The organism is Halovivax gelatinilyticus (assembly GCF_024300625.1).
GTDB lineage: Archaea > Halobacteriota > Halobacteria > Halobacteriales > Natrialbaceae > Halovivax > Halovivax gelatinilyticus.
In genome coordinates this window covers 3,066,320-3,089,304 of the sequence record NZ_CP101322.1, presented here as the reverse complement: position 1 = coordinate 3,089,304, position 22,985 = coordinate 3,066,320, and the positions used below count along the sequence as shown (strand labels likewise).

Here is a 22,985-nt window from a genome sequence, read left to right as displayed (position 1 = left end):
ACAAATATAGGATTCGACCGAAATGTATCCTCGTGGATTTGATAATCAGAACGAGATCAGTCGTAGTTTCTTCGATGACGGTGTCCGCATTTAATGCTATACAGACACCCAACAACACGCAGGTGGACACGCTTAAAGAGGACGGGTGGGTACACTTCGGTACATGCCCGACGAGTGTTCGGCCTTCGTCCCCGGCCATATTACCGGATTCTTCAGCACGCACCCCGACGACGATCCGACACGGGCCGGATCGCGCGGAGCGGGCCTGACACTCACGGACGGCGTCACCACCACCGTCTCGCCAGCGCGCGAATCGTCGATCGAACTCGACGGCTCACGAGTCGAGATAGACCCGGTAGAACGGGTCCTAGACGCGCTCTCTGTAACGGCACGCGTCGAGGCAGTCTCGTCGGTTCCCATCGGAGCCGGGTTCGGAGTCTCGGGAGCGATGGCACTCGGGACCGCGTACGCGGCCAATCAAGTGTTCGACTGTCGGTTATCAGCGAACGAACTCGTGACCGTCGCCCACGGCGCGGAGGTGCAGGCTGGGACGGGCCTGGGCGATGTCGTTGCACAGGCACGCGGCGGGATCCCGATCAGGCTCGAACCCGGCGGGCCGGCACACGGCAGGCTCGACGAAATACCGACACGTGTGAGAGTGGAATATCACTCCTTCGGTGAACTCTCGACCGAATCAGTGCTCGCCGGCGATACGGACCGCCTGGATGAAGCGGGCCGACTCGCGCTCTCTCGTGTCGTGAAAGAACCCACACTCACCTCGTTTATGTTCGCCTCGCGCCGGTTCGCCCGCGAGGCGGGATTGCTGACCGACGACGTAAAGCGAGCCGTCGAGGCGGTCGCGACAGCGGGTGGTCAGGCTGCGATGGCGATGCTCGGAAATACCGTGTTCGCCCTCGGAACCGGCCTCACGGATGCGGGATACGATCCATCGATCTGTGCGACACACCCTGCTGGGGCGATGATCGAGTGATCGCCAGATCAGCGTCTCGTTCGGTGACCCAGAAACCGATCCGGTCGTTCAGTTGATTCTCGACGTCGAGATTCCGAGCGACGTCGCCGTGAGGGACAACCTATAACATATCAATACGCTCACCTTCCTTCCCGAAATATTCTACTGTTTTCCTTACCAGATTATTACTTTTTTAGAGTTAAAGAGTAACGAGCACTACTACACCACGAGTATGTTTCCTTATATTAGTCCCCGATATAAATAACTCACTACGGGTAGAAGCCTTGAGAGATAGATTTTACAAGGATCCATAGATACTATTTGCGCGACGACATCTAGCCGATAATTTATTTACCTTCGATTTAGTTATCCGTTCGAATTCAAATGGCATCACCTGGCAATTTCAACGACACGTTATTTCGGTTGTACGAACACTACGTCGGAGAACCGGAGTCCGGAAAGGACGTATACGGCTACTGGGTATTCATTCTCGGGTGCATCGTCGCGTTGACGGGCCTGGTCGCGTTTCTCGTCCTCTATGCGGGTGACGCCAATTCGACGTTCTACATCAGAGTTACGGGCGTTCTCGGTATGACCGCGCTGTCGCTGTGTCTCTTCGGTATCGTGTTGATGTTACCCGTCAGACGCAGAGGGGTGCAAGCGAGTGTCTTCGGCTTGTTGATCGCGTTCGGCGGCGTGACGACGTTCGGGATGGTTTACCCGGACGACTGGCGCGGATTCGGCGATGACTACAGCGTCGAAGTGATTACGGTGTACGCCACCGGCCTCGCTATTCTCGCCGGCGTCACCGCGCTAATCCCGGCCGTAACGGGACAGAAAGGGAAGTACGTCTCCGAAGAGGGCGCAAAGGACAACCCCGAGGTTCTAACGGGTGACGCGCTCGACGGCGCACAGTTCGCCGCGTTCAGAGACGAAAACGGCGACTGGAAGTGGCACATCCTCCACCTGGAGGCACTCGCCGCCAGTATGGATAGTGCGCTCACGCGCCCGGACGCCGAGATGGACATCGAGGAGGTGAAATCTCAGATCGGATCCGCCGGCCTGATGGAGTTGACCACCTCCGCGTTCAGATTGTACGAGACGAGAGACGGAATCTGGGAGTGGACGCTCGTCCGAGAGGACGGCAGCGTCGTCGCCCGGTGTGGCGACTCGTTCGCCGATCGGGACGGAGCCGAAGCCGCCGTCAGCTTCCTCAAAGACCGGGGACCGGTCGCGGACGTCATCGAAATCGACGACGCCGCATTCAACTACTACGAAGAACGCGACCGCTGGCACTGGCAGCTACTCGACGACGAACGCCGCGCCCTCGCGAAATCGCCGACGGATTACGGGAGCAAGGCGGACGCGGAAGCCGGCGCCTCCTCGTTCGTCGACAGTTTCGAAGAGGCGAAACTACTCACGATGGAGCACGTCGGCATCGAGCTTCTCGAACGCTCGAACGGCTGGACGTGGCGGTTCGTGGACACGGACGACGAGGAACTCGCACTCGCCGAGGAGACGTACTCGTCCCGACGAGACGCCGAAGAGGCGATCGAAGCGCTGCTACCGTCACTCGACGACGCGGCCGTGACGATCTCCGGAGAACCGACCTACGAACTGTTCACGTCGGGCCACGAGTGGCGCTGGCGACTCGTGGGCCGCAACGAACAGGTTGTCGCTCGGAACCCGAACACGGCCGGAAGTTACCAGGAGATCGAACGAACGACCGACCAGTTCGCCGAGAACGTAGCCCAAGCGGACGTCTTCGAGATCGAAGATGCCCTCTACGAGCGGTATCGAACCGACGACGAGTGGCGCTGGCGGCTCGTCACCGAGGACCGGGAGATCGTCGCCGCGAGTACGGAACCCCACGAGACCGCAGACGACGCCCAGGCCGCGATCCAACGCATGCGCGAGCAGGCGAGCGAAGCCGACCTCATCGAGTTCGAATCCTCGGCGTTCCAGGTGTACGAAGCTGACACCGGCGAGTGGCGCTGGCGACTCATCGACGAGGACGGCAACGTCCTCGCCGACAGCGGCACCGAACACTCCTCGAAGGGCGAAGCCGCCGAGGCGATGATGACGCTGAAACAGCAAGCACCCGACGCGGAGTTGCTCGAGATCGAAACAGCGGCGTTCGAGCTGTTCGTCGACGACGGCGACTGGGGCTGGCGGCTCATCGACGACGCTGGCAAGCTGATCGCCGAGGACCCCTCGTCTCACCCGACGCGCGCCGCCGCGCGGCAGGCGATGGACCGGCTGGTCGAAAACCTCGATACCGAGAGTCGAACGATGGAGCGCGCTGCCTTCCAGACCTTCGTCCGGGACGACGACTGGAACTGGCGCTTCGTGCTTCCGTCCGGCACCGTCGTCGCCGAGAACGAAGACTCCGCGTCGACCCGCGATCAAATCATCTCGGAGATCGAACGCATTCGAGCCGTCGCCGAGGACGCCGATCGAACTCGAATCGGCGACGTCTTCGTCCAGATCTACGGTAACGACGCCTGGCGCTGGCGGCTGCTCGATCGCGACCGTTCGCCGATCGCCACCGCGGCCGACACGTACGACGACCGTGATGGCGTCATCAGCGCCGTCGACGATCTCACGGCAGCCGCCGCAGAGGCGCCGATATTCCAAATCGAAGACGCCGTGATTCGACTCACGAACGGCGACGGCTGGTCCTGGGAACTGATCGATCAGGAACGGACCGTACTCGCCCAGTCCGGCGTCACCTGCGCCCAGCGGTCCGAAGCGACCGAACTCGTCGACGAACTCCGTCGCCTCGCGTCGCTCGCGGGTCGCGTCGACTTCGACGTCGCGTCGTTCGAACTCGTCTCGGCCGACTCCGGCTGGACGTGGCGACTCATCGACGAGAGCGGAGAGATCGTCGCGACCTCCGCGGAGTCGTTCGAGACGACCGAGGGAGCGCGTCGCTCGGTTAGCGACATCAGGGATCTCATTCCCGCCGCGAGCATCCTCGAGATAGACGGCGTCTCGTTCGAACTGCACGACTCCGAGGACGGCTGGAAGTGGCGATTAGTCGACGAACACGGAGAACCGATGTCCGAAAGCACGAAGGCGTACGCCAACCGAACGGATGCGCGGGAGGCGATGACCGACGTGAAAGTCTACGCACCCGACGGCTGGATCGAGTTCACCGAGTAACGCCCGCGGCCGGTGCGTAAACGCGTCACTTTTTACCGCCGATACCGACGATAGTCACGTGAGCGAGTACGAAACCGTTCCGGCCGAGGTCGACGAAGAAGACGAAATTCCACCGGATCATCCCCGATACGAGGATCTCGTCACCAGACATCGGATCGAACGAGGCGTCGAGAACGGGATCACCCACCTCCAGGGGATGCACGCCGAAGGACGGGGGAGCGCCTTCGACTACCTGCTCGGCGAGCGAACGATCCCATCTGCACGGGAGGCCGAACGCACAGCGGCGGCACAATTGCTTTTGGCGGATAAACCGGTGCTCTCGATCAACGGAAACGTCGCCGCACTGGTCCCCGGAGAGATGGTCGAACTCGCGGATGTCGTCGACGCCGACCTGGAGATTAACCTCTTCAATCGGACGGACGAACGGATAGACGCCATCGCGACCCACCTGCGAGACCACGGCGCGAAACGCGTCCTGGGACAGACCGCGACCGCGCGGATACCGAACCTCGACCAGGAACGCGCGAAGGTGGACGAAGACGGGATATACGCGGCCGACGTCGTCGTCGTCCCGCTCGAAGACGGTGATCGCGCCGAAGCGCTGGGCGCGATGGGAAAGACCGAGATCGTCATCGACCTCAACCCGCTCTCTCGATCGCCACAGGTGGCCGACATACCGATCGTCGACAACGTGATCCGGGCGATTCCCAACGTGACCGAGTTCGCCCGCGAGCTGGCGGACGCAGACGATCACGAACTACGGGATATCGTCGCCGATTTCGATCGCGATGACGCGCTCACCTCGGCCGAGGACGCGATCCGATCCGGAACCCTCGCCTGAGCGTTCGATCGCGGGAATCGTCGATCGTCCGGGTCAGTTCGACCACAAACTATTTTACGCGATTGCTCGTTCTTCGATTCGAAGAATGGAGACCGTTTCTCTACGCTGAGCGGGTGTTTCCCGTCGCCCAGTGGGCACGCCTCGACGGCACGAACCGCGAGCGTTCGGTCCGTCGATACGCGTTCACTCGAGCAGTCGATCTGATCACGATCGAGCGTTCGCTCGATCGGGTCGTGTCGGTGATGGATGACACCCACCGTCGGTAGCCGGAATCGTGTGTATACCGAGTACTGCCGAATCCACACTAATGACACGAAAGTCAGCACGAAGATCGACGCAGACGAACGGACAGACCGCGATCGTTGCCACGCTAGCTGAATACGCACCCGTCGAAACCGACGAGATCGAAGCGTTGACCGAAGCCGCAGGCTACACTGTGGCGGGGACGTGTACGCAGCGCCGACGCGCAGATCCCGGAACGAAACTCGGAGACGGCAAGGTCGACGAACTGGCCGAGCAGATAGAACGAAACGGTGCGGATCTCGTGGTCGTCGACGGCGAATTGACGCCCACGCAATCGACGTCGTTACGCAGTCGCCTTCCCGCCGATACGCGAGTGTTCGATCGGTACCGACTGATACTCGAGATTTTCGGCGAACGGGCCCGCCGGCCCCGCGCTCGTCAGCAGGTCGAACTCGCCAGATTGCGGTACGAACTTCCGCGTATTCGAGAAGCGGCAGACGAGGGGATGCTCAACCGTCGAACCGAGAAAGGGTCGCCGCTGTACGACGTGCGCGACCGAATCGACCGACTGGAGCGGAAACTCGAATCGTCACCGTCGCCCGCAGAGCGGTACCGAACCAGGAGACGCGAAGAGGGATTCGATCTCGTCACGCTCGCCGGATACACGAACGCCGGGAAGTCGACGCTGTTACACCGTCTCGCAGACGATCTCGCGGTCGATTCGGCGGCGCCCGATCATCCCGACGAAGACGGCGTCGCCACGATCGAAGACCGACTCTTCGAGACCCTCGAAACGACGACGCGACGAGCGACGATCGACGGACGGCCGACACTCGTGACGGATACCGTCGGATTCGTCCAGGATATTCCCCACGACCTCGTTCGGTCGTTCAGCGAGACGCTATCCGAAGCGGGGGCAGCGGACGTCGTCGTCCTGGTGGTCGACGCGACCGACGAAATCGAGTCGATTCGAGAAAAAGTCGAGGTCTCGCTCGACGTGCTCTCTCACCAGGGAGTCGGCGAGGAATCGATCGTCACGGCACTCAACAAAATCGACGCCGTCTCCGAAACCCGAAAAGACGCGCTCACCGAGGCCGTCTCGGCGCCGTCTCCGATTCCGATAAGCGCGGTCGATGGAACGAACGTCCAGTCCGTCCGGGAGGCGCTCGTGCGTCGACTCCCGACGGAGTCCGACTCGTTCACCGTCGCCCAGTGCGACGAATCCATGCGAACGCTGTCGTGGCTGTACGACGCAGCCGTGGTCGAGTCCGTGGCATACGACGCGAGCGAGATGGACATCGAGGTTCGGGGAAGACCGTCAGTGATCGATCGCGCACGCGCAGAACTCGAGGAGAGTGAGACGTAATCCAGGCGGGCAATCGATCCTGATCGGGTGTTGATCGACAACCTCACCGCAATCATCGACAGCGATCGACTCGAACGGCCGGCCGAGGGTCGTTCGAGGGGGCGAACGCGCGCAGAAATTCCGCTCGTCTCCGGTCAGATGTCGTCGGTGATTCGCGGCGAAACGGTATCGCGTTCGTCGGAGCGATCCTCAGTGAACGAACGCTCGCCGTCGACGAGCGGGATCCGATCGCGGACGGCGATGACCCACTCCGTCACTCGATAGTACGAGAGCGAGACGTACTCGCTCGCTTGCCTCGCCAGCGAGTTATCCCGCTCGAGTTTGACCGTCGTTCCGTTCGAGAGCGTCTGTCCGGCCCAACGATCGAAGAGTTCCTGCGTGAGTTCCACACCCCGGTCGGCATCGTACCCTCGTGCGACGTAATGGGCGTAGGGATGACGGATCCAGGAACGTTCCCAGTGGGCGTAGACGTCGACCCGGTCGTCGCGCCCGTCGAGCGTGTGTAAGACCACGTGAAGCTGGTCGTCGGACAGGAGGTGGTCGCGCCAGACCCACGACCCCTCGGAGGTGTTGCCGTCGAATCGTACTTTGAGCGACGCGATCGGGTTCCGAGAGAACCCGACCGCAGAGAGCATCGATTCGATCTCGGATTCGCTGCAGTGGACGGTGGCGACGTACTCGTCTTCAGTGGTGTGGCTGACGGCGTATCCGTCGAACGTCCCGTGCAGGAGGTAGTGAATTTGCGGGAGTATCGTCCGACGAATAGCGTTCGTCGCATCCTCTCGTAATCCCATACTCGTTCATCGGCGCCGAATCGTGAGGGGCCGGCCCTTGCACGTGCCGGGCCAAACGAAGGGAGGCCGTTCAGAGCGGCGTACAGATGCACGACGGCCGTTAGGACCCCGAAACCGGTCGTCTCACCGACGAAACCTGAATACACACGCAGGGTTGGTTTCGACAATACAACGCAGAGATCGTCACGATAGCCTTTTCACTACCGGGAGATAACACCGAGTTGTATGAGCGACTTCGAACAGTTCAGCGACGTTGGCGAAGCGGACGTCACCCGCGCGATCGGACAGGAGTGGACCGAGGAGTTCATGGACTTCTCCGATTCGGACGTCATCATCATCGGCGGTGGACCATCTGGCCTGATGGCCGCCAAGGAGCTATCCGAACGCGGCGTGAAGACGATGGTCGTCGAGAAAAACAACTACCTCGGCGGCGGGTTCTGGCTCGGTGGATTCCTGATGAACAAGGTCACCGTCCGCGACCCAGCCCAGCACGTCCTCGACGAACTCGACGTCACCTACAAACAATCTCAGGACAGCGACGGCCTCTACGTCGCGAACGGACCGGAAGCCTGTTCTGGACTCATCAAAGCCGCCTGCGACGCGGGCGCGAAGATGCAGAACATGACGGAGTTCACCGACATCGTCATCCGCGAGGACCATCGCGTCGGCGGAATCGTCATGAACTGGACGCCGGTCCACGCGCTTCCACGCGAAATTACGTGCGTCGACCCGATCGCCGTCGAATCCGATCTCGTCATCGACGCGACCGGTCACGACGCGATGGCCATTACGAAGCTCGACGAGCGCGGCGTGCTCGACGCCCCGGGTATCCGTGACGCCCGCAACCGCGGGCAGGTCATGGACCGGACCGACTCGGACACCTACGGCGCACCCGGCCACGACTCGCCCGGTCACGACTCCATGTGGGTCGGCAAGTCCGAAGATGCCGTCGTCGAACACACCGGCCTCGTCCACGAGGGCCTGATCGCGACCGGGATGGCCGTCGCGACGGCCTACGGACTGCCACGTATGGGCCCGACGTTCGGCGCCATGCTCGTCTCCGGAAAGCGCGCAGCCCAGGATGCAATCGACGAACTCGGCGTCGACGCAGAACCCGTCGACATAACCAGCAGAGCGACGACGGCCGACGACTGAACCGCCGCTGATTTCCGTCTCACACGAGTTCCACGGACCGTTGAGAGATCGACAAAGAAATAACACAACTCAACCGTCTAGACGAATTCTGGCTCTTACATTCCCTCTTCGGTGATCGCGACGGTGTACTCGCCCCATCCGTCCACGCCGTCGACCAGGATACCCACGTCGGTCGAACCCTCGAGCGGCGCGGAGATCGTCTCGTTCGAGCCATCGCCGGTCGATCGGTCGTCGTAGTCACCTGGCGTCGGCGTACGGCCGTCGTAGGTGACATACAGGTCGTACGTCGCGACGTTCGGTCCCGCTAGTTCGATCGTTACGGCACACGGATCGCTCGTCTGGGTCGCGTAGGAGTGAACGTCATCCATGTTCCACCAGGCGAGAAATCCGTCTTCGATGGTCGTCTCGATTTCGTCACCGCACTCGCCGTCGTCTTCGTCGACGGTGACGGACTCGGCGGCCGAGTCGGTTGCACCCGAATCGTCGGTGACCGTGAGTTCGACGGTGTAGGTGTCGGCAGAATCGAAGACGTGCGTGATCGTCTCACCGCTGCCGACCGACTGTCCATCGACCGACCAGTCGTAGGCGGTGATCGAGCCACCCGGGGCGCTCGAGTCCGAACCGTCGAACGTAACGGATTCGCCAACGGACGGCGACGAAGGATCGATCGACAGGCGGGCGACCGGTGGACCCTCACCGTGATCACCCGGATCCGGGAAGGTGTATATTCGTGAGTTCCCGCCGGCGGGTTGAGCGTCCGATCCGATGAACGCGGTTCCGGGCGTCGTGAGTTCGGCCGTCCAGAACGATGTACCATTCCCACGCCACCAGAACACTTCCTCGGGGGCGGTCGGGTCGCTGATGTCGTGGACGCGGACGCCGCCGTCGTACCACGAGGTGTAGACGTAGTCGCCGTAAATATCGAGGTTGTGCGAGGTACGCTCTTCACCAGTCGGTTCGTCCGGTGGTTCGATTTCGGCGAGAAATTGGGTGTCCGTCTCGTCCGAAATATCCCAGAGTTCGACACCGAGATTGTTCCAGCTACCCATCGCCTCCTTCCCGATGCAACAGATGGACGAGTCTTCGTTGACGACGACGTAGTGATCGTTGTTCGGGCTGATGGTGCTCCCGTCACGTATCTTTCCAATCATCGACGGGTTCATCGGATCGGAGACGTCGAGCATCACCGTTCCGTCGTCCCAGTAACACATGTAGAGGACGTCGTCGTGAGCATAGTGGTCGTGTAAGAGCGATGCGTTAGAAAGTCCCCACCGATTGATCTCGGTGATGGAATCGTCCGACACGTCGAAGAACACGGCCTCTGCAGTGGAGTTGTTGACGATGTACGCGATATCCTCGGTCAGATACGAATTGTGGATCGCGTAATTCGTATCCTCGAAGTCGAGCAACACCGGATCGGCGGGATCTGAGACGTCGTACAGGCCGACGCCGTTTACCGACCCGGTCGTGTTCGCCGGGCCGACGACGATTGCACGATCATCGTGTTGCTTTACGTCCCAGACGTTGTTCAATCCGGTGTCAGTAACCGTCGCAAGCAGTTCTGGATTATCCGGATCGGAGACGTCGACCGTCGCCATCCCTTCGAGAATCGCCACGTAGACGACGCCATCCACACCAGGAACGGCATTGACCGCACCGCCCGGGACGTCCACGTAGCTAATCGGTTCCTGTGAGGTCACTGTCTCTCCGGACGAGCCACTCACGGCGCCAATGCTTCCAACCGCAGCCATTGCGCCGGCGTAACGGAGGAGGCTTCGTCGACACGTGGATGTATGGTTTGAGGGCATACTCCATCGACTATAATTCGTAGATATATAATACTATTTTAGTATTATAATAATTAAAATGTTTATAGAATTATTTCGTACCCAAACTCAGTTTGCGTCGGTGAACGGCACGGAACGCCACCGTGATTCACTATCTTAGTCGCGATAGAACGATCTGAAACGAGATTACGACTCGCCACGGCGACCGAACGCGAACATCGTCATCGGTAATCGGCCGTCCGATCGCCCGCAGAGGTGATCACCGACCGGGCGATCGAAGAACGTCAGCCCGACGCCGCCGAGGTCGCGATGTGCGTACGTCGCCAGGTACAGTCGACCGAGCGTCAGTCCAGCTTCGAGTTGAACGAGTCGATACCCACGGTTTCCGAGCGCATCGACGGCCGCGTCGACGTCGGCCAGCAGGTAGACGTTGACGTGTGCGTCACCCGCCCACGACTGATCGAGTGCGAGGTGCGTCTTGGTCGCCGTATCACAGTCGCCAATTCGGATCATCGCATCCGTGGACGGCCGATACTGGTAGGTTCCGTCCGGAACGCCGTCGACGTTCGTCGCGAGGACGTAGGCGTCCAGATACTCGAGGCCTGACGCCTCGCCGTCGTTCCAGTCACCCGGGACGCCCCGCGTGGCTCGATCGAGGACTGTCGCGAGCTGGCGAGCCGACGGGCCGCGATCGGCGTACTCGCGACACGAACCGCGTCGGACCACCACCGGATGGAGCGGCCGGGCCGACGCCGTATCGTGATCGACCGGCTCCAGTTCGATCCGATCCCCCGAAACGGACGACTCGTCTTCGTCGCCTCGATACGCTCGAGCCCGCTCGCGCCAGTCGATAACGGCTCCGGCGTCCGAGAGCGTGCTCGCCTCCCAGGCGGCGTGGATTCGGTCGACGGAACCGACCGTCTCGGCCACCGGAACCACGTCCGGGTCGAAGGGGCCGAGCCGAACCGGCTCCGACACGGGTTCGGCGCACCCGACGGGGACGATCGAAAGCGGTGCCTCCTCCGACGGATCGAGTCCGAGCAGGTGAACGATCGGATCATCGGCGAATCCGACGAGAACGGATGCCGGGAGATCGAGACCGTGTGCGGCGGCAAGGAGGTTCGAGAGGACGGTTCCCGTGTCCCAGAACGCGTGTATGTACGTACGATCCGCGTATTTCCAGGCGTTTCGCCACCAGTTCGAGGTGGTCACGATCGAAACTGGCGCGTCGGCGATCGTCGAACCGCTTGAAGTGTCGCCGTTTCGGTCGCCTGCGGCTGCAGCAATGACGCCCCTGACGTCTCCCTCACGGAGGACGTCGAGGGAGAGCGTTTCGGGATCGAAGTGATAAACGCCCGCGTCGAGCGCTGGAAGGGCGGCACAGACGACGTAACACTCGACGTGATAGAGCTTCCCCGTACACGACGCGGCACGGAAGCGTCGACGGGTGCCGTTCAGGTCCACTTCACTGGTAATCCCCATCGCCTCGTAACACAGGGTCGCGACGGTCGTTCTATCGAGTTCCGCCCGATCGGTCTGGTCGGTATCTGCTAGCGGATCCGTTCGCGTTTCGGTCAGTAGTGACAGCGTCGGATCCCACGGCGGAGAGACGGTATCAAGGTCGATCCGGTGGACGTCACGGTACCGTTTGGTCGGCCGCGGTTGCGAAATCGAATCGCGGTCGTCCGGTGCGTGGATATCGTCGGGTTCGTGATTCGTCGCCGCGTGAATGTCTCGAGCGTCGGTCATGGCTCACTCGTGCGACCGAAGACCCCTAATACTTTTTCCGAGATCCGATAGAATTGAAGGACGGAGATCGCAACGGTTTCGACCCGGCTCGCTGTAGCATGGATATGATCGAACGCGTTCGACTGTATCGCGCGACGACGACGAACGCCGATGCTGAGGAACTCGCCGCGTGGCTCCGCGACCGACTCGATGCGGCGGCAGGTGGCGAACCCCCACCAGCGGTGACCGTCGAAGATAGATTTCTCGACGAGGGACCCGTAGACGAGTTGGCGACCGCGTTTGCCGAGGCGCGAGTCCTCTCACCGTACGATCGAGAGACCGGCAACACGATGCTCGGCATCGTTCGGTACGAACAGCGCGCGCTAGAACACCCCGAACGGGAAGGTGGTGTCCTCTACGACGGCCAGCAAATCCAGCGAGTACTCAATGGACAGCTGCCGGCGACGGAGGCGTCACTCGACACCGTTCACGTGATCCTGCTCGACCGCGCGCTCGGGACGTGGGGCGATCACGATGGACGCTGGCACAAACGAGTGAACGTTCTCGGCCATCCGACACTGCTCTCCGTTCCGGGGCTCTACGAAGCACCGGCAAAGCCCGAGGCGTACTACAAAGCAAAGCAAAAACACGCGATGCTCTCGGGAGATTCCCCTCCCAGGGAGGTACTGGAGAATCAGATCGACGGCGACTTTCTCGTCGAAGACGATCCTCGGACGACCGACGCGCTGAAGGGATACGTGCTTCAGGCCGTCCACTATGCGTCGACCGGAACGGCGTTCTGCGAGGACGAACAGTGTCGACTCTACAACGCCCACTATCACGAAGACCTCGTCGCAGCCCAGTTACAGGGGACGGAGTTCTGTGCGACCCACGCAGAACGGTACGGATGAATCGATCCGGTCAGCCGACGATCGCCGTACCGCAGGCGACGGTCATCCCGTCGACTCAGAACAGATTCGCTTGCTGGTGGACGGAGATCCCATCACTCGTAATCTCGTAGGGCTTTTTCTCTCGCGAGTGATTCGCATCTCGGATCTTCTGGATCTCGACGGCGAGGCGCGTTTCGCGAAAGTCGTCGGGGCGTACGTACTGGAGTACGAAGACGGCGTCGGTGAGGTACTCGACGATGCCGTACCGAGAGGCGTAGGGTGTGTTCTCGGACGCTTCGCTCGTCAGCAGGGACGTGACACCGGCTCGCTTTAAGCTCCTGGTAAAGTCGTATATCTCGTTTCGTCTCTGAGCCCGGTCTTCGTACATCATCTCGAGTAAGGAGACGGAGTCGAGAACGAACCGGCTCGCTCCGAAGTTCTCGATGAGCGTCGGGAGTTCGTCCTGGATCGCATCCAGGTGCGTGGCCATCTCGATCGGATCGATGTCGACGATCGCCAGGTCGCCCCGGTCGGCAAACTCGTCGAATCGCCATCCCTTCTCCGTCGCGCTATTGATAACGCGTTGTTTGGTCTCTTCTAGGGTCACGTAGACCGCTCGATCCCCGTCTTCCAGACAGTGGTTGAGAAACTGGAGGCCGAACGTCGTCTTACCTGTCCCGGCGCTTCCGATCGCAACCATCAACGAGCGTTCGGGGATGCCACCCTGGATCATCCGATCGAGACCATCGATTCCGAGTTCGATACGCGGGAGTTCGGTCTCTAATTCCTCGTCGAAGTCCGGCGTCTCCGGCTCTAATCCGAAATCGACGTCGTCGAACCCATCGGGACCGGACGATTCTGATGGCCCGGCTGGAACCTCCACGTTCTCGAGCGCGGCGCCGAAATCCTCGTCGAACAGACCCGTAGATGAATCATCAGCGCCATCGTCGTAGTCCGGATCGTCCGCTTCTTCGTCATCGATCGCATCGTCCGCTTCTTCGTCGTGGGCCACCTCTTCCGCGTCTTCGCCGTAGATTTCGGGCGATCCTGATTCCTCATCGGCGGTATCTGAACCCGAGAGCGCCCGTTCGAACCAATCGTCGCGAAGCTCCTCATCGGTCATTTGGACCACCTGCGACCGAACGCGATCGCTACCCGTCGGCGAGCGGTCGCGATGCGTTCTATCTGGGCCATGGGGTCTTCCGTTGGCGGCGCCGTTACCCAGAATCGTCGAATCGCACGGGGATATATGTTGTTGCCGTCCCCAACGGTTCGGTGAGCCAGGTGCTCGCGCAGTTTTCGCAGGGTCAGGCCGCCACTCCAGGCGAGTTTCGGCGACTGACCTTTCGCTCGAGCATCGAGACCGGAACGCGCTCGCTCACCAGGTGGATTGGCTGGCAGTGGCTGCCGTGCTACCGACAGGCCGAATTCGGAGCGCCAATCCCAACGAGCAGTTTCACAGCGAGGGTGATGACCGTCGCCCAACAACTATTTCAACCCCCGAATACTGGTGGGGCCAACGACCGTGCAATCCGTCTCGATCACTTCCAACCGGATCGCACCGGCCCTCGCGGTCGGTTGTTTCGCGACGGCGAGCCTGCTCTTCGAACCGAACGCGGCGATCGAACCGGCTATCCTGGCGACCGCATTGCTGGCAGCCGGCGTTCTCCTTCTGGCCGCGTGGTCGAAGTCGATTTCGCGGACCGAACACGCGATGGCCGCCATCGGGGCGTGGATTCTCGCTGTCGGCGGTTCGAGCCTGTACGCGCTGGCACCGATCGTCGAAGCGGGAATCGCAACCGGCGCGCTGGCTCACCTCACGATGAGCGCGGCACTCTGCGGTATCGTGACGACCGTCTACCTCGGGTTTCGGGAGTACGGATCGCGGGCGCCGATGGCGACGTCCGAGGACGTTCTGGATCGAGACCCGGAGTACTGAACGGAAGTGTTCTATCACTGTCAGGTCGTGGCGGAACCATCATATTGGTTCCGTGAAGTAGGTACTCGTACACGTCATGTCCGCTTCGAACCCACTGTCGGCGCTCGTCGAGAACATGGTTCACGAGCCGACGCAGGTGCACGATACCGGAATCGACCTGACGGTTAGCGTCGTCTACCGAGTGACCGACCCGGGCGCTCTCGACTTCGGCGGGGACGAGTTATCGGACGCGACGCTCGAACCGGTTGAATCGACACCCCGGGTCGAGGGAGATACGTACGAGTGGTGGTCGCTCGAAGCCGGCCAGTACGTCGTCCAGTACAACGAGTTTCTGACCGGGGAAGCCGACTCGACGCTGTTCGTCCAGCCGCGAAACGAACTTCTCGCCAGGGGTGGCTCTCATCCCTCGGTCCGGGTCGATTCACACCTTCCGTTGCTCCCGCTGTCGGTCCCGACCGGGGGTATCGAACTGAAAGAAAACGCGAGAATTTCGACGCTCGTCTCGCTCGATCGGTCGGCGGCAGAACCACCGAGTGAGTGACCGAGAGTCGACCGATGGAGAAAAATCGCCGTCGAACCGATCGATGACTTACTGGGTGGCTCGACGGTGATTCGCAGATCTGCTCAGGCGTCGCGCCACTTTATCGAACAGCCCCTGGAGGGATTCCACTCGAGGTCCACCGGTTCGTCGGCCAGGACCGCATCCAGCGCCTCTTTTATTTCGAATCGGGTTGGTTCGTCGTCGGGGTCGAGGGCGTCGTCGAGCCGTCCCTGGTAGACGAGCGACCAGTCGTCCCCCTCGCGGGCGAACAGGAAGGGATCAGGCGTACAAACGGCACCGTACGCGGCGGCGACCTCCTGGGTTTCGTCGCGCAGGTACGCGTCCCACTGGATCGTTCCATCCGCCACCAGTTCGGTCATGCGTTCGACGGAGTCGTCGGGATACTCCTCGGCGTCGTTCGGATTGACCCCGACGATCGCGGCGTCGTCGTAGGAGGCGGTGAGTTCGTTCAGCAGGTCGAATTTCGCCTTCGCGTACGGACAGTGATTACAGGTGAAAACGAGCAAGAGTGCGTCGTATTCGTCGAACGATTCGAGCGTGTAGGTCTCGCCGTCGGTTCCCCGGAGTTCGAACTGGGGTGGGGCGTCGCCGGCTTCGAGTTCGGTTTCCGATTCCATCTCGACCATAGCGGATTATTCTCGGCGTAAAACATAAGGCCGGTGTTCGTCATCGCCTCCGTGGCTCGAACAGTTATGTACTTCCCGACGTATCGGCCGAGTATGCAAACGATCGAGGTAACCGATGCACAGCACGCGTTCATCACCCAGCTCCGCGAGGAACTCTCCAGGGAGGTCGTCGGCCGGTACGGAATCTGTCGCGAGTGCGATGCGGTGCAGTTCCTGCTCGACAACATGGACGCCGAGTTCGATCTCGACGAGACGTTCGACCTCGACGTCGAGACCGACGGGACGGAAGTCAGCTTCGAAGAAGACGGTACACCCTCGCCCGACGAGACGGATACATCGACAGACGACGCGCCCGCCGACAGCGCTGAGAACGATGGCGACGCTACCGCAGACGGCGATGGAGACGATACCTCCGACGATTCAGACGGCGACGCTTCGTCGGGCGGGTCAGCCGACGACGACGAGTTACTCGATCGGATGATGAACCTCCTCGACACGCACGACGACAAGTGGGGCGAATCTCCCGCTGCGGACTACCGCTATCGCGTCGAATTACCCGACGGCGGGTCCGAGGACGTCCAGACCAAAGACGACGTGAAGGCGATACTCTTCAGAGAGTATTGAGAGGCGCCCGTCGGCGACCACAGACAAGTGTGTCCGGACCGACGTGGGTTCGATTGTCACGTTGGCCGCGACACTCAAATACCCACCAGCGAAATGAGAGACAGACCCGACGGTCTCACGACACGAGCAATGAGTCTCAGACGACGGAACCTACGATCGGGACGGAGCGTCCGGTGAGCGCTGTGGGTGAGAAATCGGTCGAACCACTCGCGCGCATCTCGGACGTGTTCTTCACAGTCGATACGGACTGGAAGCTCACCTACTGTAATCAGTCGGCGACGAGGTTGTTCAGGCGGTCGAACGAAACGTTGCACGGCCGACTTCTCTGGGACGTCCTCCCGCCGGAATTCGACGACCGGTTCTCGAGTGCGCTGTTCGAGGCCATGCAATCTCGAACGACGACATCGGCGGATTGCTACGGCCCGAGCGGGGACAACTGGTACGAAGCACGCGCCTATCCTACCGAAAACGGCCTCACCGTCTGCCTGCTGGACGCGAACGAGCGAAAGGCGCGCGAGTCGGAGTTTGCCCAGCAGGCGGCCGTGATCGAAGCGCTCGACGACGGCGTTCTTACGCTCAACGAACGATACACGATTGTCTCGATCAACGAAACCGCGAGCCGCGTACTCGGCGTTTCTGAATCGGAGATCATCGGAGAACACGTAGACACCGTCACCAGGCGGGCCGAAGTCCCGGCTGAGGACGTCGTCTCCATCGGACGAGCGATCGACGAGGTCGGAACGGGAAAAGCAGCGTCCCGGACGCTAAACGTGAGTTACACGGCGGACGGTTCGAACGAACGCATCGGAGAGCTTCGAATCGCCGCTATCGACTCAGAGCGCGCTCGACTCGCACTCGTCTTTCGAGACGTCACGAAACAACGCGACTACGAACGACTCGTCCACTCGCTCCACGAGATCACCCGGTGGTTGCTAGAGTCCTCAGATCCCGAAGAGATCTGTGCGATCGCCGTCCACGCGGGAAGTGATCTCCTCGAACTCCCGATCAGCGGCATCTGGATGCTCGATCAGGAGCACGGCTACCTCGATCCGATCGCCGGAACGGCCGGCGCCCACGAACAATTCGGCGGTCTTCCCCGGTTTCGCCCGGGTGAAGGACTCGTCTGGGACGTCTACGAAGACGGCTCCCCGGTGCTCTACGACGACCTCTCAGAGGAGGACGGACTGTACAATCCGGATACGCCGCTTCGAAGTGAGATCATCTGTCCGATCGGCGCCTACGGCATCCTGATGACCGGTTCGTTCGAACGCCACCGGTTCGACGAAACCGATCTCGAACTGCTCTCTACCCTGGCGGAAAACACCCGTGCCGCCCTCGACCGGGCTGACCGCGAGCAGGTCCTCAGAGATCGAACCGAACGACTCGAGCGACAGTCAGAGCGTCTCGAAGCCGTCGCGACGGTCCTCTCGGAGGATTTGAAGAACGAACTGACCGCGCTTGCCGACGCCCTCGAGTCGGAGACGGTTGAATCGAACGAGTGGGAGTTTCCGTTCGCCGAAGACGAGGCCACGAAGACCCTCGACCGAACCGAACGGCTCATCGACGACATCCGCGAGTACGCCCGAAACGCGACGTCAGTCGGACCGCGGGCGCTCGTCGACCTCGAGACGGCGATCGACGACGCCGTTTCCACATCCCGCTTAGAGAGTGCGGCCGTCGTCGTCGAAGACGGCGCGACGCTCAGGGCCGATCCGGAGCGGTTTCGGTACCTGCTCGAAACCGTCTTCGACGACGCCGCTCGCCGGTCGGACGGGAACGTCACGATTCAGATCGGAACGTTAGGCATCGAGTCCTACGCGACCGGTTCGCGCGGGTTTTTCATCCTGGACGACGCCTCGAAGAACGCGACGACGACCGAGACGCTTCCGGACTTCACTATCGACGGCGACGAATCGACAGACGGACTCGGGCTCGCCGTCGCGCGAGCGATCGCAGAAGCCCACGACTGGTCCGTCTCGATCGGGGTCGGAGACCGGGGCGGGACGCGGTTCGAAGTACGCGACGTGACGACGCTCGAACCAGTCTGACCGGAATCAATCTGACCGATAGCAACGAGTCACCGTCGGAATCACGTCGGGACCCCGACCGATCGCAGAGTCGATTCGACCGCAGCGGCTGGTCCAGACAGTAGCTGCGAGCCGGTAGAAGTAACAGTCGAGTTCTAATCCGTCGCCACAGACCGGCGAGTGATATCCTGACAGAGTCGTCGGTAAACGTCCTGATTGAAGAGTTCGGCCATGGTATCGTCGACCTTCGACCGCATGACGGCGAGCTGGTCTTCGAGCGACGCGTACTCGTCGTTGGCCTTGAGTTCTGCGTCCGTCTTCTGGGCGTCGAGCAACGCTTTCTTCGCGGCAAGCGAAAAGTACTGCTGGAGCTGCTCGTCGTACGTCGATCGAAGCAACAGTTGATCCACCACGGATCGCAAATCCTCCTTCGAGACGGGCTTGACGAGGTAGTCGTCGAAGCCCATTTCGATGATGTCGAAGTCGGGTTCGACGGCCGTCACCATCGCGATGCGACAGTCCAGATCCCGCTCTCTGATCGTGTCGAGAACGTCGTCACCGGAGAGCCCCGGCATTCTGCGGTCTAGCAGGACAACGTCGACGGTGTCGTCGATGAGATCGAGCGCCTCGTTCCCGTCGTAAGTCGTTTCGACGGTACAGTCATCGGTGAGCCAGGCGGCGTATAGATTAGCCAGATCGGGTTCGTCCTCGACGATGAGTAGGTGTGGCGGGTTCGCCATGATAGATATCCTCCAGCGAGTTACCTGAACCTCACAGCGAACGACCAAGAAGATACCGGCGGATCCGTTAGGCAGCGCGTCGATCAACCGTTCGAATCGAGCGAACGCACAAGGACGTATACGGTGGTAGAACCCGTCGACGCTCGAACGCGACGGAGACAGTCACGCCCGAGACGACTGATCGACTGGCTCTGAGATTACGTCCGTCTAAACCGCGTTACTCGAGTGCGTCCGTGATCGTCGACCGGAGCGCGCCAATCTCGGCGGCGGCGTATTCGAGCGACGCCGATCCAGCCTCGATGGTGAGCCGGCCGTCGTCCGTCGGCGATCCGATCGTCGTCACCGAGCAGCCGTCAGCCGCCCGTTGACGCACCGATTCCGGATCGGTCGTCTGGACGAGAACTCGCCCGGGCGTTTCGTCGAAGAGCGCGCCTGCCACCCCGAGATCGGCGGAGTGAATCGGTACCTCCGCGTCGAGTCCGACCTCGTCGGTCACCATCTCCGCCAACGAGACGGCCAGGCCGCCGTGGCTGACGTCGTGAACCGCTCGCGTCGAATCGTCGAGGGCGGTCCGGGCGATCGTCTCGAGGACGGCCGTCGGATCCGACGGAATCTCCGGGAATCGATCCGACCCACCGAACTCCTGGAGGTAGACGGACCCACCCAGCGCCGGTTCGGATTCGATACCGAGCAGGAGCAATTCGCCCGACGGGTCCAATTTCGTCGTTGGTGCGTCGAGACCCGGTCGCGTTCCCACCATCGCGAGCGTCGGCGTCGGCGGGATCGGCCCGGATGGCGAGTCGTTGTACAGCGAGACGTTCCCGCCGACGACCGGGACCGATAGCGTCTCACACATCTCGGCGAGACCGTCGACGATCGCCGTGAATCCGCCGTACACGTCGGGCTTCTCCGGGTTACCGCCGTTGAGACAGTCGACCGCGGCGAGCGGGGTCGCCCCGACGGCCGCCAGGTTCGTCGCGTTTTCGAGCGCGATCGCACGCGCCCCCTCGTACGGTGCGGCCGACGTCCAGTTCGGGTCGGCACCGCTCGAAATCGCCAGTCCGACGGGCTCGCTCGAACCCCTACCCGAGACCGAGGCCTCCGCAATTACCTCGTCGAGGGCGACGACGGCCGCGTCGTGGCCGGGACCGAGCGCCGTACGCGTTCCCACTTCGTGATCGTACTGGCGGTAGACCCAGCGTTTCGACGCGGTGGTCGGACTCGCGACGACGGCTTCGAACGCCTCGTCTACGTCCGGCGGTGACGTCGGGAGCGATCGAGTCCGCAGATCCGGTTCCGTCGCGGGTAGATCGTTCATCGGTGCACCCTCACCGAGGAACTCCGCGTCGACGTCGACGATCGTATCGCCCTCGAACGTACACCGGTATCGCTCGTCGGTTACGTCGCCGATGACCGAACAGCCGAGGTCGAATCGCTCGGCGATCTCCGCGACCCGCTCTGTATTCTCCGGGCGGACTTCGTAGCACATTCGTTCTTGGGACTCCGCAAGCAGAATCTCGAGGCCCGTCATGTTCGGTTCGCGCTGGTGGACCCGATCGAGTTCGATATCCGCCCCGAGGCCACCTTTCGCGACGAGTTCGCTCGACGCCCCACCGAGTCCGGCCGCCCCCAGGTCGCGTGCCGATTCGATCAGATCCTCATCGAGCAACACTTCGTTCGCTTCGATGAGTAGCTTCTCCGCGTACGGGTCGCCGACCTGGACGGCGGGTCGATCTTCGGTCTCGGCGTCCTCGTCTAGATCCTCGCTCGCGAAACTCGCCCCGCCGAGTCCGTCGCGTCCAGTCGCGTTACCGACGAGAACGAGTTTGTTACCCGGTCGCTGAGCTTCTGCTGTAACCAGCCGATCGGGATCGAGCAGCCCGACGCACGCGACGTTTACCAGCGGATTTCCCTCGTACTCGGGGTGGAAATCCACGCTGCCGGTCACCGTCGGGACGCCGATGCAGTTACCGTAGTGACTGATCCCCTCGACGACGCCCTCGAAGAGGTACTTCGAGTGATCGTCCGCGAAGTCGCCGAAGTAGAGGCTATCCGCCAGGGCGATGGGGTAGGCACCCATCGACAACGTGTCCCTGACGATCCCGCCGACGCCGGTCGCCGCGCCGTCGAACGGATCGACGTACGACGGGTGATTGTGACTCTCGATCCCCATCGTAACGTAGACCGGGTCCGAATCGGAGGCGGTCGGCACCTCGACGACCGCGGCGTCGTCTCCAGGTCCGACGATTACCTGCTCGCCTTCGCTCTCGAATGCCGAAAGCAGTGGTCGCGACGATCGGTACGCGCAGTGTTCGCTCCAGAGGTTCTCGAACAGCGCCGACTCGGCGGGCGTCGGCTCTCGCCCGAGTTCCTCCACGACGAGTTCGTGGTCGGACGCGGAAAGGCTCATTAGGTGAGGAGAGCGAGGCGCGCAGTAAATGGGTTTCTATGTGTGAGAGGCGACGGACGGTCCCTACCTGACGAGCGGTCGTGTGCAGTCTGATCGTCGGGTGACGGATCTGTCGGTGGGATTTTACGCGGTCGGCGCGGAGTAGTCGTCGATGCGCATCGCCATTCTGGGGTGTGGCTACGTCGGACTCGAACTCGGCCGGCAGCTCCGTCAACGTGACCTCCGCGTCTGGGGCGTCCGTCGGTCGAAGTCGGGCGTCGAAACGATCGAAGAACGCGGGCTCTCCGGAATCCGCGGCGACGTGACCGATCCAAACTCGCTCGCCGCCGTCCCGGACGTCGACGCCGTCGTCTTCGCAGCCAGCAGCGGTGGCGGTGGCGCGACGGCCGCAAAGGAGATCTACGTCGACGGCCTGGAAACGACGCTCGACCACTTCAGCGGCCGTGAGAACGCACCGGATCGGCTCGTATACACCTCGTCGACGGGCGTCCACGGGGATCACGGTGGTGGCTGGGTCGACGAGGAGACGCCGATCGATCCGACGACCGAAAAAACCGCCGTTCTCGCGCGGGCTGAGCAACTCACCCTCGACGCTCACCGCGAGTACGGCATCGACGGAACGGTCGCTCGGTTCGCCGGTCTCTACGGCCCCGGACGATACCGTCTCGATCGCTATCTCGACGGTCCGGTCACCGAGGGCTATCTGAATATGATTCACCGCGACGACGCCGCGGGAGCGGTAGCACACCTTCTCGAAACCGACGCGGCTCGTACCGACGTGGTCCAGGTGGTCGACGACGAACCCGCATCGAAGTGGGCGTTCGCCGACTGGCTCGCCGCGGAGTGCGGGCGGAGTTCGCCGCCAAAACGCACAAAAGCCGAGCGACTCGCCGACAGCGAACTCTCGGAACCGGCCCGGCGTCGGATCGAGACGAGTAAACGGTGTGCGAACGATCGGCTCGCCTCGCTGGGCTACGAACTGATCTACCCGACGTATCGATCCGGCTATCAGGACGCCATCAAGGCGTACGTGGCCAATCACTGATTTCGTTCGGCGCTCGGAGCCTACCAATCGAGCGAATCGTCGTGTGAGACCACATTCCGGTCCGTGTAGACTG

General features: G+C 61.8%; 18 protein-coding genes. 11 read left to right on the top strand and 7 right to left on the bottom strand.

The window, feature by feature from the left end; genetic code table 11:
* Positions 1-163: 163 nt before the first annotated feature.
* From NKH31_RS14685 to hflX, 4 genes are all read left to right on the top strand, one after another.
* Positions 164-991, top strand: a complete 828-nt coding sequence (locus NKH31_RS14685) for a pantoate kinase (protein WP_254862540.1) — start codon at positions 164-166, stop codon at positions 989-991.
* A 363-nt stretch (positions 992-1,354) separates the two neighbouring features.
* Positions 1,355-4,135 carry a DUF1508 domain-containing protein gene (locus tag NKH31_RS14680; RefSeq protein WP_254862539.1) on the top strand — a complete coding sequence of 927 codons (2,781 nt, stop codon included), beginning with the start codon at positions 1,355-1,357 and terminating at the stop codon, positions 4,133-4,135.
* 58 nt (positions 4,136-4,193) lie between these two features.
* On the top strand, positions 4,194-4,976 hold the full coding sequence (locus tag NKH31_RS14675) for a 4-phosphopantoate--beta-alanine ligase (protein WP_254862538.1): 783 nt from the start codon (positions 4,194-4,196) through the stop codon (positions 4,974-4,976).
* Between the two features lie 307 nt (positions 4,977-5,283).
* A complete protein-coding gene (hflX, locus tag NKH31_RS14670; RefSeq protein WP_254862537.1) occupies positions 5,284-6,585 on the top strand; it encodes a GTPase HflX in 1,302 nt (433 codons plus the stop codon).
* A 134-nt stretch (positions 6,586-6,719) separates the two neighbouring features.
* Here hflX and NKH31_RS14665 read toward each other — a convergent pair whose 3' ends face one another.
* Entirely contained in the window at positions 6,720-7,379 is a 660-nt protein-coding gene (locus NKH31_RS14665; protein ID WP_254862536.1) for a hypothetical protein, read from the bottom strand.
* A 225-nt stretch (positions 7,380-7,604) separates the two neighbouring features.
* Here NKH31_RS14665 and NKH31_RS14660 point away from each other — a divergent pair, with 225 nt between their 5' ends.
* Entirely contained in the window at positions 7,605-8,534 is a 930-nt protein-coding gene (locus NKH31_RS14660; RefSeq protein ID WP_254862535.1) for a sulfide-dependent adenosine diphosphate thiazole synthase, read from the top strand.
* 95 nt (positions 8,535-8,629) lie between these two features.
* Here the strand turns inward: NKH31_RS14660 and NKH31_RS14655 are convergent, their stop codons facing one another.
* Complete coding sequence (locus NKH31_RS14655; RefSeq protein WP_254862534.1) at positions 8,630-10,234, bottom strand: PKD domain-containing protein; 1,605 nt, start codon at positions 10,232-10,234, stop codon at positions 8,630-8,632.
* Between the two features lie 273 nt (positions 10,235-10,507).
* Positions 10,508-12,070, bottom strand: a complete 1,563-nt coding sequence (locus NKH31_RS14650; protein ID WP_254862533.1) for a SagB/ThcOx family dehydrogenase — start codon at positions 12,068-12,070, stop codon at positions 10,508-10,510.
* Between the two features lie 104 nt (positions 12,071-12,174).
* Here NKH31_RS14650 and NKH31_RS14645 point away from each other — a divergent pair, with 104 nt between their 5' ends.
* Positions 12,175-12,960 (top strand): DUF7001 family protein, encoded by a 786-nt coding sequence (locus NKH31_RS14645; protein ID WP_254862532.1) that lies wholly within the window; start codon positions 12,175-12,177, stop codon positions 12,958-12,960.
* A gap of 55 nt (positions 12,961-13,015) precedes the next feature.
* On the opposite strand, the gene NKH31_RS14640 is transcribed toward NKH31_RS14645, so the two are convergent.
* Complete coding sequence (locus NKH31_RS14640; RefSeq protein WP_254862531.1) at positions 13,016-14,062, bottom strand: KaiC domain-containing protein; 1,047 nt, start codon at positions 14,060-14,062, stop codon at positions 13,016-13,018.
* Between the two features lie 402 nt (positions 14,063-14,464).
* Here NKH31_RS14640 and NKH31_RS14635 point away from each other — a divergent pair, with 402 nt between their 5' ends.
* Both NKH31_RS14635 and NKH31_RS14630 read left to right on the top strand, forming a co-directional pair.
* Positions 14,465-14,878 carry a hypothetical protein gene (locus tag NKH31_RS14635; RefSeq protein ID WP_254862530.1) on the top strand — a complete coding sequence of 138 codons (414 nt, stop codon included), beginning with the start codon at positions 14,465-14,467 and terminating at the stop codon, positions 14,876-14,878.
* A gap of 76 nt (positions 14,879-14,954) precedes the next feature.
* Positions 14,955-15,419, top strand: a complete 465-nt coding sequence (locus NKH31_RS14630) for a dCTP deaminase/dUTPase family protein (RefSeq protein WP_254862529.1) — start codon at positions 14,955-14,957, stop codon at positions 15,417-15,419.
* Between the two features lie 83 nt (positions 15,420-15,502).
* Here NKH31_RS14630 and NKH31_RS14625 read toward each other — a convergent pair whose 3' ends face one another.
* A complete protein-coding gene (locus NKH31_RS14625) occupies positions 15,503-16,066 on the bottom strand; it encodes a thioredoxin family protein (protein WP_254862528.1) in 564 nt (187 codons plus the stop codon).
* Positions 16,067-16,159: 93 nt separating this feature from the next.
* Here NKH31_RS14625 and NKH31_RS14620 point away from each other — a divergent pair, with 93 nt between their 5' ends.
* Both NKH31_RS14620 and NKH31_RS14615 read left to right on the top strand, forming a co-directional pair.
* Positions 16,160-16,690 (top strand): hypothetical protein, encoded by a 531-nt coding sequence (locus NKH31_RS14620; RefSeq protein ID WP_254862527.1) that lies wholly within the window; start codon positions 16,160-16,162, stop codon positions 16,688-16,690.
* A gap of 182 nt (positions 16,691-16,872) precedes the next feature.
* Positions 16,873-18,738, top strand: coding sequence for a sensor histidine kinase (locus NKH31_RS14615; RefSeq protein WP_254862526.1), 1,866 nt, complete (start codon positions 16,873-16,875; stop codon positions 18,736-18,738).
* Between the two features lie 134 nt (positions 18,739-18,872).
* Here NKH31_RS14615 and NKH31_RS14610 read toward each other — a convergent pair whose 3' ends face one another.
* Positions 18,873-19,457, bottom strand: a complete 585-nt coding sequence (locus NKH31_RS14610) for a HalX domain-containing protein (protein WP_254862525.1) — start codon at positions 19,455-19,457, stop codon at positions 18,873-18,875.
* A gap of 217 nt (positions 19,458-19,674) precedes the next feature.
* Positions 19,675-21,867 carry a phosphoribosylformylglycinamidine synthase subunit PurL gene (purL, locus tag NKH31_RS14605; protein ID WP_254862524.1) on the bottom strand — a complete coding sequence of 731 codons (2,193 nt, stop codon included), beginning with the start codon at positions 21,865-21,867 and terminating at the stop codon, positions 19,675-19,677.
* Between the two features lie 151 nt (positions 21,868-22,018).
* Between purL and NKH31_RS14600 the strand changes: the two genes are divergently transcribed.
* Positions 22,019-22,912, top strand: a complete 894-nt coding sequence (locus tag NKH31_RS14600) for an SDR family oxidoreductase (RefSeq protein WP_254862523.1) — start codon at positions 22,019-22,021, stop codon at positions 22,910-22,912.
* Positions 22,913-22,985 lie beyond the last annotated feature (73 nt).